13 protein-coding genes and 1 tRNA gene are annotated in these 12,346 nt (G+C 54.7%); 7 read left to right on the top strand and 7 right to left on the bottom strand.

The annotated features are described in order from the left end of the window. Positions 1 to 12 precede the first annotated feature (12 nt). Positions 13 to 1,020 carry a LacI family DNA-binding transcriptional regulator gene (locus tag ESZ91_RS03040; protein WP_161971023.1) on the top strand — a complete coding sequence of 336 codons (1,008 nt, stop codon included), beginning with the start codon at positions 13 to 15 and terminating at the stop codon, positions 1,018 to 1,020. Positions 1,021 to 1,094: 74 nt separating this feature from the next. Here the strand turns inward: ESZ91_RS03040 and ESZ91_RS03035 are convergent. Then, positions 1,095 to 1,169: transfer RNA gene (locus ESZ91_RS03035), tRNA-Gln, on the bottom strand. Positions 1,170 to 1,344: 175 nt separating this feature from the next. On the opposite strand from ESZ91_RS03035, the gene ESZ91_RS03030 reads away from it, so the two are divergent. The 6 genes from ESZ91_RS03030 (at position 1,345) to ESZ91_RS03005 (ending at position 5,909) form a co-directional block, all read left to right on the top strand. Further along, positions 1,345 to 2,709 carry an MFS transporter gene (locus ESZ91_RS03030; protein WP_129224011.1) on the top strand — a complete coding sequence of 455 codons (1,365 nt, stop codon included), beginning with the start codon at positions 1,345 to 1,347 and terminating at the stop codon, positions 2,707 to 2,709. A gap of 1 nt (position 2,710) precedes the next feature. Further along, on the top strand, positions 2,711 to 3,307 hold the full coding sequence (locus ESZ91_RS03025) for an epoxyqueuosine reductase QueH (RefSeq protein WP_129224009.1): 597 nt from the start codon (positions 2,711 to 2,713) through the stop codon (positions 3,305 to 3,307). Between the two features lie 100 nt (positions 3,308 to 3,407). Beyond that, entirely contained in the window at positions 3,408 to 3,848 is a 441-nt protein-coding gene (locus ESZ91_RS03020) for an RrF2 family transcriptional regulator (protein ID WP_129224007.1), read from the top strand. Positions 3,849 to 3,852: 4 nt separating this feature from the next. Beyond that, positions 3,853 to 5,046, top strand: coding sequence for a cysteine desulfurase family protein (locus tag ESZ91_RS03015; RefSeq protein ID WP_129224004.1), 1,194 nt, complete (start codon positions 3,853 to 3,855; stop codon positions 5,044 to 5,046). Positions 5,047 to 5,050: 4 nt separating this feature from the next. Beyond that, a complete protein-coding gene (nifU, locus tag ESZ91_RS03010; RefSeq protein ID WP_129224002.1) occupies positions 5,051 to 5,431 on the top strand; it encodes a Fe-S cluster assembly scaffold protein NifU in 381 nt (126 codons plus the stop codon). Further along, positions 5,424 to 5,909, top strand: coding sequence for a pyridoxamine 5'-phosphate oxidase family protein (locus ESZ91_RS03005; protein WP_161971022.1), 486 nt, complete (start codon positions 5,424 to 5,426; stop codon positions 5,907 to 5,909). Before nifU ends, ESZ91_RS03005 begins: the two co-directional genes overlap by 8 nt. Positions 5,910 to 5,936: 27 nt before the next feature. Here the strand turns inward: ESZ91_RS03005 and ESZ91_RS03000 are convergent, their stop codons facing one another. The 6 genes from ESZ91_RS03000 to metG all read right to left on the bottom strand — a co-directional run bounded on the left by ESZ91_RS03000 (position 5,937) and on the right by metG (position 12,296). Beyond that, the gene (locus ESZ91_RS03000) at positions 5,937 to 7,163 is read right to left on the bottom strand and encodes a cation:proton antiporter (RefSeq protein ID WP_129226231.1); all 1,227 of its coding nucleotides are present in this window, start codon (positions 7,161 to 7,163) and stop codon (positions 5,937 to 5,939) included. 5 nt (positions 7,164 to 7,168) lie between these two features. Beyond that, entirely contained in the window at positions 7,169 to 7,783 is a 615-nt protein-coding gene (locus ESZ91_RS02995) for a TetR/AcrR family transcriptional regulator (RefSeq protein ID WP_129223998.1), read from the bottom strand. A 109-nt stretch (positions 7,784 to 7,892) separates the two neighbouring features. Next, positions 7,893 to 8,735, bottom strand: a complete 843-nt coding sequence (rsmA, locus tag ESZ91_RS02990) for a 16S rRNA (adenine(1518)-N(6)/adenine(1519)-N(6))-dimethyltransferase RsmA (RefSeq protein ID WP_161971021.1) — start codon at positions 8,733 to 8,735, stop codon at positions 7,893 to 7,895. 213 nt (positions 8,736 to 8,948) lie between these two features. Then, the gene (locus tag ESZ91_RS02985) at positions 8,949 to 9,545 is read right to left on the bottom strand and encodes a TatD family nuclease-associated radical SAM protein (protein WP_129223994.1); all 597 of its coding nucleotides are present in this window, start codon (positions 9,543 to 9,545) and stop codon (positions 8,949 to 8,951) included. Positions 9,546 to 9,548: 3 nt separating this feature from the next. After that, positions 9,549 to 10,328, bottom strand: a complete 780-nt coding sequence (locus tag ESZ91_RS02980) for a TatD family hydrolase (protein ID WP_129223992.1) — start codon at positions 10,326 to 10,328, stop codon at positions 9,549 to 9,551. Between the two features lie 9 nt (positions 10,329 to 10,337). Beyond that, positions 10,338 to 12,296, bottom strand: coding sequence for a methionine--tRNA ligase (metG, locus tag ESZ91_RS02975; RefSeq protein ID WP_129223990.1), 1,959 nt, complete (start codon positions 12,294 to 12,296; stop codon positions 10,338 to 10,340). Positions 12,297 to 12,346 lie beyond the last annotated feature (50 nt).

The following is a 12,346-nucleotide window of genomic DNA, read 5'->3' as shown; positions in this document are numbered from 1 at the left end:
GGAGGATACGCTATGGGCGGAAGAATGTGTACGAGAAAGGACGTTGCGGAACACGCCGGCGTTTCGGTCACGACCGTATCCAATGTACTCAATCATTCCAAGGAAGCCCGTCCTGAAATCGTCGAACGGGTCAAAAAGGCTGCAAAGGAACTCAATTACCATCCCAATCTCATCGCCAAGGGCCTGAAAATGAATAACAGTATGCAGGTCGGCGTCATCATCAGCGAAATCAACAACCCGTATTTTATCGACGTTTTACAGGGGATCGAAGAAGAAGCCGCGGTGCACGGCTACAATGTGAGCATCTTTTTCATCAAAGGGGATATCTGGCATAAATATAAGGACTTGATGGGGCGTCGCTTTGCGGGCGTGATCAATCTTTCCAATATTCCCTACACGCAGGAATTGCAGACGGCTTTAATGAAACAAGGCGCGCATCTGGTCTGTTTCGATCCGCTCGTCAGTTCTCAGGTCAATTTCGACGCGCGTCCCGCGCTGAAAGAATTGATGCTAAAAGCAAAAGAATACGGTCACCGCAAACTCTCCTATGCCGTGGGTTTTCCCGAAGAGGTGGCCCGGCAGGATGAGCGCGTCAATACATATATGTGCGCGTATGAAGAATTGGGATTCGAAAAGCATCCGTATCAGTTGATCTACGGGGATTTTCCCAAGACGTCCTCGGAGCAGAACGGCGTGAATACGGCGCGTTTTGCGTTGGCGCATCATTGTGAGGCGTCCGCCTATTTTGCCATAAACGATATGTGTGCGCTGGGTATGATGAGCGAATTTTCACGGGCCGGTCTGCACGTTCCCGACGATATTTCGGTGATCGGCTGTGACGGGATCGCAATTTCCGAACTCGTCTACCCGCAGATCGCGACCATCGACGTGCCCCGCAACGAGATCGGCCGCCGAATGATGCTCGAAATACGGAATGCGGTCGCGGGAGGGGAATCTACTTCCGTCACCATGTCGTGCCGCGCGCTGTTCCGCGAATCGTTGGGCAAGGCGAAATCATAACAAATAAACCCCGATGAAAATTTCATCGGGGTTTTAAGTATGTATTAAAAAAACACGGCCGAAACCGTGTTTTTTGGCTGGGGTAGCTGGATTTGAACCAACGAATGATGGAGTCAGAGTCCATTGCCTTACCGCTTGGCTATACCCCAATATAATAGGAGCGCGTCCTTATTACCGAAATATTTTATCAAATATCGTGGGCGAAATCAAGCGTTTTTATGTGGTTTCGGAAAAAAATTTTAATTGCGTATTTATTTGTAAAATCCATTGAAAAGCGCGCCTTTTACTGGTATAATGAAATCAATACTAAGAAAAGGGGAGTTTATGAAACTCAATTACAAATCGACCGTTCTCGTCGGCTTTGCGTTCTTTTCCATCACCCTGTTCTGGCAGGTGTACGACAGCATGATCCCGAAAGTGCTCGAAAACATTTTCAATTTCAACAACACCGAACGCGGCCTCGTCATGGCGGCGGATAACGTCGTGGCGCTCTTTATGCTGCCGCTCTTCGGGCATCTGTCCGATAAGACCAAGACGCGCTGGGGCAGGCGCACGCCGTATATCGTCTGCGGCACCGTCCTTTCCGCGGCTACCATCGTGGCGGTGGGCGTCTGCGCGGATTTTGCCATGCTCGTTCCGTTTATCGTCTGCCTCGGATTCAATCTCGTATTTATGAGCACCTACCGCTCGCCCGCCGTGTCGCTGATGCCCGACATCACCGTCAAACCCTTGCGCAGCAAAGCGAACGCCATCATCAATCTGATGGGCGCGGTCGGCGGGATCATCGCGCTCGGGCTGATGAGCGTTCTCGTCAAGGAAAGCGTTTCTTCGTACATATATTCGTTTATCGCCGCCGCCGTCATCATGATGCTCGCGCTCGTTTTGTTTATCGTGTTCGTGCGTGAAAAGAAACTCGTTGAGCGCCGCGAAGAAGACGAGATCAAACTGGGACTGGAGGACGACAACCGCGGAGAAATGAATACGGTCGGCCGCAAACTCACCAAAGCCGAGAGAAAGAGCATGATTTTTCTTCTCCTTTCGGTGGTGTTCTGGTTTATGGGATATAACGCCGTCACTTCCTCCTTTTCGGTGTATGCCGAAGTGGTCTGGAAGATCGAGGGCGGCGGTTTTTCCATTCCCATGATGGTGGCGAGCGCCGCGGCGATCATTGCCTACGTGCCCGTCGGGATCCTCGCCAATAAGATCGGCCGCAAAAAGACCATTTACGTGGGGCTCGGCTTTATGCTGATCGCCTTTCTGGGCGCGACGGGATTCGGCACCACGTTTTTCGGTTTCCATATGGATTTTTCGGGCGGCAATTATTTCGCCAACGGCGATTTTTATATTTTGTGTTTCTTCTTCGCTCTCTGCGGCATCGGTTGGGCGACGATCAGCGTCAATTCCTATCCCATGGCGGTGGAAATGAGCCGCGCGGGCAACGTGGGCAAATACACGGGGTATTATTATACCGCGTCCATGATTGCGCAGTCCTTCACGCCCTTTATTTCGGGACTTTTGATGGATTTCGGCGGCGGGATATTCAACGACAAGGCCGAGGGAATGATGCTCCTGTTTCCGTATGCGCTCGTATTCATCGTGCTTGCGGGCGTGACAATGTTCTTCGTCCGCCACGGCGACGTGCGTCCCGAACTCGTCAGCAAACTCGAAGCGTTCGATTTCGAGGATTGACATGAACAAAATCGACTATAACAAAATGATGAAAGAGGAGATGTCGCGCGCGGGAACGGGCGCGCGGCTCTTGCTGCACAGTTGTTGCGGCCCGTGCTCGACGCGCTGTCTGGAAACGCTCAAAGACGTTTTCAAGGTCAGCGTGCTCTTTTATAATCCGAATATCACCGATGCGGCCGAATACGAAAAGCGCAAAAGCGAGCAGGAACGGCTTTTGCGCGAAACGGGTTGGGCGGACATTCTGACCGCGGAGTACGAACCCGCCGACTTTTTCGCCGCGGCGTGCGGGTTGGAAAAGGAGCGAGAGGGCGGCGCGCGCTGCCGCGCGTGTTACGCCTTGCGCCTCGGCTACACCGCAAGGCGCGCAAAAGAAGAAAAATTCGATTATTTCTGCACCACGCTCTCGGTATCGCCCCACAAAAACGCCGAATGGATCAACGAACTGGGCGACGAATACGCCGCGCGTTGCGGCGTGCCCTTTCTGCATTCGGATTTTAAAAAAGAAAACGGCTATCTGCGTTCGGTAGAACTTGCCGAAACGTATTCTCTGTACCGCCAGAATTATTGCGGCTGCGTCTTTTCCGATTGGCGAAAATAATTTTATTTCAGCCGTATTTTTTCATTGACATTGCGCATATTTATGGTATATAATAATTGCAACCAAAACGGTTGCAATTTATTTTTTTAGGGAAAAACCGATGAAATTGTCTTCAAAATCGCAATACGGGCTGAAAGCCTGTTATATATTAGCGCTGAATTACGAAAAACGCAGTTTCAGCGCGAGCGCTCTGGAAAAGGAGATCGGCGTATCGGGCAAATATCTCGAACGCATTCTCCGCATGCTTTCGGGCGCGCGGATCGTGGCTGCGGAGCGCGGCGTGAGCGGAGGATACCGTCTCGCGCGGAATCCCGCAAAGATCACCGTGGGCGATATCGTGCGCGTTCTGGAGGACGATCTCGACATCGTGGACTGTATCAACGCGTCGTGCGACAAATGCGCCTCGGGTTCGGTCTGGAAACGGCTGTACGAGGGCATCAACGGCGTGCTCGATTCCATCACGCTCGGTTCGCTCGTCGAAGATTTCGAGGGCGGAGGCGTTTGTAAATGCGCGCATATGAAAAAAGAAAAGGAAGACTGAACATATGAAACGTATCTACTTAGATCACGCGGCGACGACGGGACTGGACGCCGCGGTCCTTTCGAAAATGGCGCCGTATTTTTCGGACATATTCGGCAACGCGAATTCCCAGCATTCCTTCGGCCGCGAGGCGGTCAGAGGCGTGGACGAGGCGCGGGACACCATCGCTTCGCTCATCGGCGCGAAACCCAACGAAATATATTTCACTTCGGGCGGTACCGAGGCTGACAACTGGGCGATCCGCGGGGCGGCGCACGCAAACCGCGCGCGCGGGAATCATCTGATCGTCAGCGCCGTCGAGCACCCCGCCATGCTTACCACCGCCAGAGAACTGGAAAAGGAAGGATTCGAGGTGACGCTCGCTCCCGTGGACGAATTCGGTACGGTGGACGTAGCGAAACTGGAAGAAAGTATACGCCCCGAAACGGTTTTTATCGGCGTGATGGCGGCAAACAACGAGATCGGTACGTTGCAGCCGCTCGCAGAGATCTCCGAGATCGCGCAAAAACATAAAATCCTGTTTTTTACCGACGCGGTGCAGGCGGCGGGGGCGATCCCGCTCGACGTGAACGCGCCGCGCGTCGACATGATGAGCATTTCGGGGCACAAATTTTACGGCCCCAAGGGCGTCGGCGCGCTGTATATCCGTTCGGGCGTGAAAACGGGCAAGATACTGACGGGCGGGCATCAGGAGCGCGGCATGCGCGGCGGCACGACCAACGTGCCCGGCGTCGTCGGCATGGCGGAGGCGCTGCGCCTCGCCGTCGCAAAACTGGATGAAAACGCCGCGTATATCTCTTCTTTGCGCGATCGCTTTATCGCCCGCGTCCAGAAGGAAATACCTTTCGTCAAACTCAACGGGCATCCGAAAAACAGGCTGCCTTCCAACGCCAATTTTTCTTTCCGCTATGTGGAAGGGGAATCGCTTCTGTTCAGCCTCGATCTGGCGGGCATTGCGGTTTCGAGCGGTTCGGCGTGCTCCTCGGGTTCGTTGGAGCCCTCGCACGTGTTGCTCGCAACGGGAATGAGCGAGGGGCTGGCGCACGGCTCTCTCCGCTTTTCCTTCGGCAGGGAGAATACCGCGGAAGACGTGGATTACACGGTGGACAAACTTAAAGAGATCGTGGTGAAACTCAGAAATCTTTCGCCGCTGTTTCCCAAAGATATGAAAAACGAAGTGTTCGAAAAAGGAGAATAACATTATGCAATATACGGATAAAGTCATGAACGCCTTTCAAAACCCCAAAAACGTGGGCGAGATCGAAAACGCCGACGGCAAGGGCATGATCGGCAGCGAGGCGTGCGGCGACATCATGGAGGTTTCCATCAAAGTGGAAAACGGCGTCATTACCGACGCGAAATTCCGCACGTTCGGCTGCGCGGCGGCGATCGCAACCTCATCGACCGCGACGGAAATGATCAAGGGCATGACGGTGGAAGAGGCGCTTTCCGTCACCAACAAAAAAGTCATTGAAACGCTGGGCGGGCTGCCGCCGCAAAAGATACACTGCTCGGTGCTGGCGGAACAGGCGATCAAGGCGGCGATCGAAGATTACCGTTCCAAACAGTCTGTCCGTGCGTAGGGCGGAACGGGCGATCGCGGGCGCGGACGACGTGTTCGAAACGCTCCTCCGCTGCGACGCGCTGAGCCTTGCCCTTTGCGGCGAAGACGCGCCTTACGTCGTGCCCGTAAATTTCGGCGCCGAACGAAAAGACGGGAAAATCGTCTTGTACCTGCACTGCGCCGACGGCGGAAAAAAACTGGAACTTCTGAAAAAAGATCCGCGCGCAAGTATTTGCGCCTTTCGGCAATTCGGCGTGTACGGGGCGGATTCGCCGTGCAGTTATACCGCCGATTACGAGAGCGTCTGCGGCAGCGGCAGGGCGGAGATCGTGACGGACGAGCCCTCGCGTCTGCACGCGCTGCGCGTGCTTTTGTCGCACTACACCGACCGCGTTTTCGAAAACGAAAGTTTCGAACCGCGCGCGCTCGCGCATACGGTCATCATACGCATCGTTCTCGATGCGGTTTCGGGAAAACGGCGCATTGTCCGGAAATGAGAAAGACGCGGAAATATCCGCGTCTTTTTACGTTGTCTTTTTATTGAGTTCGCCCGCCCATTGAAAGGCTTTTTTTGCGACGATCACGGCGATGATCTCGTTGATGATGGCGGCCGCCGCGATGGTGCCCTGAATGAGCGCCGCGCACTCGGGCGCGGGGACCGCGAGCATGGAGGCGGCGATGCCCGTAAACACGAGCGAAACGCCCGAATGCGGCAAGAGCGTCAGTCCCAGGAAATTGCGCACGGTCTTGGGCGAGCGCGTCATGGCGGCGCCCGCAAACGCGCCGAGGTATTTCCCCGCCGCGCGCGCGAGGATATATACGGCGGTAAACACGCCCGCGCCGAGGATCAGACGGAAATCCAGCGGCATGCCCAGATTCAGAATGACCGCGATCATGGAAAATGCCAGAACGGGCGAAAATCCCGCGGTGATCTCGTGCAGTTTTTCTTCGGAAACCATATTGGAGAACACGGCGGAAAACGCCATGCCGATGAGCATATAATTGAGCATGGGGGCGGGCATCAGAAGATAGTCGGCGGCGAACCCCGCGCCCGCCGAAAGGAGCAGGGTACTTATGAGCACGAGCATCAGTCCCGCGCGTTTTTTGGCGGATTTGAATAAAAGCCCCGCCAAAAGGCCGAAAAGCACGCCGATGACGAGCGGGAGTACGACGGAGAGCACGACCGCGTACACGGGCACCGCCGCCGCGGACAGGCGGGAGGACACGACGGAAACGACGGTGAAGAACACGACGACGCCGATCATGTCGTCGAGCGCCGCCATGGGAAGGAGCGTATCCGTAACGGGGCCTGCGGTCTTGAATTCGCGCACGATGGAAATTGCGGGCGCGGGCGCCGTGGCGAGGGCGATCCCGCCGAAAATAAAGCCGAGATACAGGGGCACGTCCGTAAAGAAAAAGATGATATCGAATACCAGCGTCACCAGCAAAAACGTGCCGATCGACTGGGTAAAGGTGGTAATGACCGTCTGCTTTCCCGTCTTTTTTATTTTTTTCCACACAAGTTCTGTGCCGATCAGAAGCCCTACGGCGCATTCGAGAATATGTATCGCGCTCTCGTACCATACGGCGTCCAGTATGGGTGCGTCGACCAGTTTCAGCGCGAACGGCCCCAGCGCCATGCCCGCGATCAGCCAGCCGAGAATGGCGGGCAGTTTTATAAGCGTGACCAGTTTTCCCACGCCGAAAGCGATAACGATGGCGGCGAGAACGCGCAGAACGGATAAAAATATTTCCATTATTGCTCCTTTTCGATCACGCCGTAAAAGAGGATTTCCAGCCACTTTTCCAAAAGTTCTTCGTGCTTTCCCGCAACATTTTCAGGCTCTTCCTCTTTTTGCCGCATGGAAAGATGAAACATCTCCTCGAAAGAAACGAGATACCCCAAAGCATCCTCGCCCGTAACGCCTTTCCGAAGGCGTGCGTTTTGGAGGAGTCTGCCGAAATATTGCACGGTAAAATCGTCCAGAGAGCGCTTTGCTTCTTTCACTTTGTCATAAAGCGCTTTGGGCGGGTTGAGCAGCGTCTGGAAAAACAGCGCCCGTTCGGGCGCGTTCTCGTCGAAAAACGCCCTGCGCGCGCCGGTAAACGCGCGTAATCCCGCTTTCAGGCCCTTATCTTCGGGAAGCGCCGCGCGCAGGCACGCTTCCATTTTCCCGAAACAGCGCCTAAGACACGCGCAGAACAGCGCCTCTTTGCTGCCGAAATAATGGTAGATCAGCCCTTTGCTGATCTTATTTTCCGCGCACATGTCGTTGACGCTGCCGCCGTCGTACCCCTTTTTCCCGAATTCCGCGATCGCCGCCGAAAGAATTTTTTCGCGGCTCAATTCGTTCTTTTCTTTTTGCTGCATTTCTTCGCTCCTTTAAAAGTTGACTACGCGGTCGATTATATCAAAAACAGACCGAACGGTCAACTTTTTGAATATGAAAAAACCGCGGAAAATTTCCGCGGCCGAAAATTTATTTTTTCTGTACGCCGTAATCCGATAGGGCGTCGGCTAAATTGGCAAGTCTTACGGGCGAGAGCGTTTCGCCGCGCGCCATCTCGGGCACGTCCGCGCGCCGCAGGATTTCTTTCGCCTTTTCGCGGGAAAGGGAAAAATAGGAGATCAGATTGTTTTCCAGCGTCTTGCGCCGCGAAAGAAAGGCGCAGCGCACCGCGTCGCGGTACATTTTCCGATCCTTTACGGGAATGCGGTTTTCGCGAAACGTGAGTTTTACGACGGCGCTGTCCACGTTGGGCACGGGATAAAACATTTTCCGCGGCACGTATTTGACGATCTCGGCGTCCGCGCGCAGGGCGATCGCCGCCGTGATCGCGCCGTAATCGGGAGTATCCTCGCGCGCGCAAAAGCGCCGCGCCACGTCGTCCTGCACCATGACGACCAGTTTTTGCACTTTTTCCGCCTCCTCGACAAAGCGCATCACGAGGGGGGAGGTGATGTAGTAGGGCAGATTCGCCACCACCGAATAGGGACCCGTTTCCTTTTCGAAAGACTTTAGGTCCGCGCGCATGAAATCCGCAAAGCGGATCTCTGTATTGTCGCGATCCGCAAGCGTTTCCGCGAGCACGGGCTTTAACTTTTCGTCGATCTCGAACCCGATGACTTTTCCGGCTGCCGCGGCGAGCGCGCGCGTCAGGGTGCCCGCGCCGCAGCCTATTTCCACGACCGTATCCGTTTTGCCGATGCCTGCGAGGGCGACGATGTTTTCCAAAAGATTCGTGTCGGAAATGAAATTCTGTCCGAACTGCTTTTTAAAGGAAAAACCGTGTTTGCGTAGGATTGTTGCGAGATTTTCCAAGGATTCCCTCCCGATTTTGCGCATAGCGGGGCGGTTCGCGCCGCATACTGGTACTGTAAACTCCATAAATCCGAAACGAGCGGTAAGACTTTTTGTCCGAGACGCTATGAATTTTCGGAAAATAAGAGTTTTGCCGAACGGGGACGTATCTCCCCGCACCAATGATAAAGAAAAGCCGAAAAGACATTTTTCGGCTTTTCGTCATATGTTTTTTTAACTGTCCGTGATCATTTCCCGCACGCGGAGAGGAACGCCGCAGGATTCGGCGATCATTCGGCACTTGGCGATCTTTTCTTCGCCGATGCAGTCCACGACGGAAAACCATACGTCGATGCCGTTCTTTTTGCACCCGCGCGCAAAGTCCTGCAAGGCGCCGAACGCGGCTTTCCCGAAAGCGGGTTTGCACAGCGTTTCGTACGAATCCTCGTCCGCTTCGTTGAGGCTCACGTTGATCTTATCCACTTTCCCAGCAAGTTGCGCGGTAATATCGCATTTATGAATGAGATTTCCCTGTCCGTTGGTGTTCAGTCGCGTCACGCCGCCGCGGCCCTTGACGTAATCCGCCACGCGCAGAAGTTCGGCAAGGCGTATGGTCGGTTCCCCGAAACCGCAAAAGACGATCTCGCGGTATTTTTTCACGTCGGGGATCTGCGCTATGACCTCTTCGGCGGTCGGCTCTTTATCCAGCCAGAGTTTGTATCCGTAATAACTCGCCTTTTCGTTCCGCACGCAAAACGCGCAGTCGTTGGTGCATTTGTTGGTCAGATTGACGTACAGATTGCCGTCCAGTTCGTAAGTGTAGGTGTTCATGTTTCAGCCTCGGTTCATTTTATAAAAGAGCGCGTGCGCGTTCCGTTTGATGTCCGCCGCGGTCTTTTCTACGCTTTCGCCGCGCAGTTCCGCCAGTTTTTTCGTCACGAGCGCAACGTTCGCGGGCGTGTTCAGCGTGCCGCGGTAAGGTTCGGGCGCGAGATAGGGGCAGTCTGTTTCCGCCAAGATCCTGTCGGAAGGCACGATTTTCGCCGTTTCCGCCAGTTTCTTCGCGTTTTTGAAGGTGACGGGCCCCGCAAAGGAAATATACAGCCCCAGTTTCAACAGTTCTTTCGCCGTTTCCGCGCTGCCCGAAAAGCAGTGCATGACCGCGCCGTATAAAAGTTTGCCGCGGTTTTGTTTCAAGAGGGAAAGGGTGTCTTCCGCCGCGTCGCGGCTGTGAATGACAAAGGGCAGCCCGTGCGCGTGCGCGATCTCCATCTGCCGCACGAACGCGGCCTTTTGCGCCGCCTCGTCCGTGCCGTCGTAATGGTAATCCAGCCCGATCTCGCCCACGGCGACCGCCTTTTCGTCCGAAAGTAGCGCCTCGACGCCGTCATAGTCGCTCTCCGCCGCTTTCGCGGTATCCGAGGGATGAATGCCCGCGGCGAAATATACGCCCTCGTATCGAGTCGCAACAGCCTTTGCGAGGCGCGACGACGCGAGATCCCAGCCTACTGCGATCACTTCGTCCACGCCCGCGTCGCGGATGTTTTCCATCAGCGCGCGCTCGTCGCCGTATTTGTTTTCGTAATTGAGATGGGCGTGCGTGTCGATATACATAGTTTTTCCTTAAAAAATGCCGCTGCCGTCCTCGATATCCTTTTCGGGAGCGAGAAGCCGCAGTTCTCCCCGCTCGTTTTCGGCGCAGAGGATCATGCCCTCGCTGACGATGCCGCGCAGTTTTGCGGGCTTCAAGTTGGTGATCATCACCACTTTCTTGCCTATCATCTCTTCGGGGGTATAGAATTTCGCGATGCCGCTCACCACCGTGCGCGTTTCCGCGCCGATCTTTACGGTAGATTTTAACAGTTTGTCGGATTTTTCCACCTTTTCGCAGGCGATCACCTCCGCGATCTGCATTTTTACTTTGGCGAAATCGTCGATGGAAATTTCCGCGGGGTATGCGGGTTCGTTCTTTTTCTTTTGTTCGGGCGCGCTCTTTTGCTCGGTTTCGGGGTGCATCGCCGCGTATTTCGCCTCCACGTCCTTATAATCCCGGCGCATGAACAGTTTTTCCGCGTCCGCGATCACTTTCGTGCCGTCGGGCAAAAGCCCGAACGTATCGAGCCTGTCGAAATTGCGCAGGGAACAGCCGAATATTTTGGCGATCTTTTCCGCGGTTTCAGGCAAGAAGGGCGAGAGCAGCGAGGCGGCGATGACGATACATTCGGAAAGATTATATAAAACGGTGGCAAGGCGCGCCTGTTTGCTCTCGTCCTTTGCCAAAACCCAAGGAGCCGTTTCGTCGATGTATTTGTTGCAGCGGCGCAGGAGAGAAAAGATTTCGTCCAGCGCGTCGGAAACCTTGAATTCGTCCATTTTCGCGGCGACTTTTTTGTAGAGGGAAACCGCCGCGCTTTTCAGTTGCTCGTCCAAAGGCTCGCTTTCGCCCGCGTCGTGCAATACGCCGCCGAAATATTTGCCGCTCATTGCCGCCGTGCGGCTGACGAGATTGCCCAGATTGTTGGCGAGGTCGGAATTCACGCGCTCGTTGACGAGTTCCCAGGTGATATTGCCGTCGTTGTCGTAGGGCATATCATTGAGTACGAAATAGCGCACCGCGTCCACGCCGAACACCTTTACGAGTTCGTCGGCGTAAATGACGTTGCCGCGGGATTTGCTCATCTTCAATCCGTCCATCAAAAGCCACGGGTGCCCGAAAACGTGTTTGGGAAGGGGAAGATCGAGCGCCATCAGAAAGATGGGCCAGTAGATGGTGTGAAAGCGGATGATATCCTTGCCGATGATATGCGCGTCGGCGGGCCAGTATTTTTCGAACAGTTCGCCGCTGTTGCCGTCGGCGTCGTAACCGAGTCCCGTGATATAGTTGGTCAGCGCGTCCAGCCAAACGTACACGACGTGGCGGCTGTCGAAGGAAACGGGAATGCCCCAGCGGAAAGTGGAGCGCGAAACGCACAGATCCTGCAAGCCGGGCTTTAAAAAGTTGTTCATCATTTCGTTCTTGCGCGAAGCGGGCTGAATGAAATCGGGGTGGCTCTCGATATATTCGATGAGTTTGGGCGCGTACTTGCTCATTTTGAAGAAATACGCCTCTTCCTTGGCGGGCTTGACTTCGCGCCCGCAGTCGGGGCACTTGCCGTCTACGAGTTGCGAGGGCGTCCAGAAGGATTCGCAGGGCGTGCAGTACAGCCCTTCGTATTCGCTCTTATAAATATCGCCCTGATCGTACAGTTTTTTAAAGATCTTCTGCACCTGCGTTTCATGGTCGACGTCTGTGGTGCGGATAAAGCGGTCGTAGGAAACGTTCATCAGGTCCCAGATCTCGCGGATCTGCCCCGCCACTTTGTCCACGAATTGTTTGGGCGTGACGTTCTGCTCTTTCGCCTTGTCCTCGATCTTCTGTCCGTGCTCGTCCGTGCCCGTCTGAAAGCGCACGTCGTATCCCTCTTTGCGTTTGAAGCGCGCGAGGCAGTCGGTCAGCACGATCTCGTACGTGTTGCCGATGTGCGGCTTGGAGGAGGTGTACGCGATCGCGGTCGTAATATAATAAGGTTTTTTCTCGCTCATAACTGACTCCGTTTTGATTATTCTCCTGTATTATATCGCATTTACGCCGC

Origin of the sequence: Candidatus Borkfalkia ceftriaxoniphila, assembly GCF_004134775.1 — a bacterium.
Classification (GTDB): Bacteria; Bacillota; Clostridia; order Christensenellales; family Borkfalkiaceae; genus Borkfalkia; species Borkfalkia ceftriaxoniphila.
Note: the sequence above shows the minus strand (reverse complement) of the source record. Positions and strands in the feature narration are given on the sequence as shown.

Coding starts and splice junctions, on each gene's coding strand:
- ESZ91_RS03040 (WP_161971023.1), top strand. CDS start 13: ATGGGCGGAAGAATGTGTACGAGAAAGGACGTTGCGGAACACGCCGGC.
- ESZ91_RS03030 (WP_129224011.1), top strand. CDS start 1,345: ATGAAACTCAATTACAAATCGACCGTTCTCGTCGGCTTTGCGTTCTTT.
- ESZ91_RS03025 (WP_129224009.1), top strand. CDS start 2,711: ATGAACAAAATCGACTATAACAAAATGATGAAAGAGGAGATGTCGCGC.
- ESZ91_RS03020 (WP_129224007.1), top strand. CDS start 3,408: ATGAAATTGTCTTCAAAATCGCAATACGGGCTGAAAGCCTGTTATATA.
- ESZ91_RS03015 (WP_129224004.1), top strand. CDS start 3,853: ATGAAACGTATCTACTTAGATCACGCGGCGACGACGGGACTGGACGCC.
- nifU (WP_129224002.1), top strand. CDS start 5,051: ATGCAATATACGGATAAAGTCATGAACGCCTTTCAAAACCCCAAAAAC.
- ESZ91_RS02995 (WP_129223998.1), bottom strand. CDS start 7,783: ATGCAGCAAAAAGAAAAGAACGAATTGAGCCGCGAAAAAATTCTTTCG.
- ESZ91_RS02985 (WP_129223994.1), bottom strand. CDS start 9,545: ATGAACACCTACACTTACGAACTGGACGGCAATCTGTACGTCAATCTG.
- ESZ91_RS02980 (WP_129223992.1), bottom strand. CDS start 10,328: ATGTATATCGACACGCACGCCCATCTCAATTACGAAAACAAATACGGC.
- metG (WP_129223990.1), bottom strand. CDS start 12,296: ATGAGCGAGAAAAAACCTTATTATATTACGACCGCGATCGCGTACACC.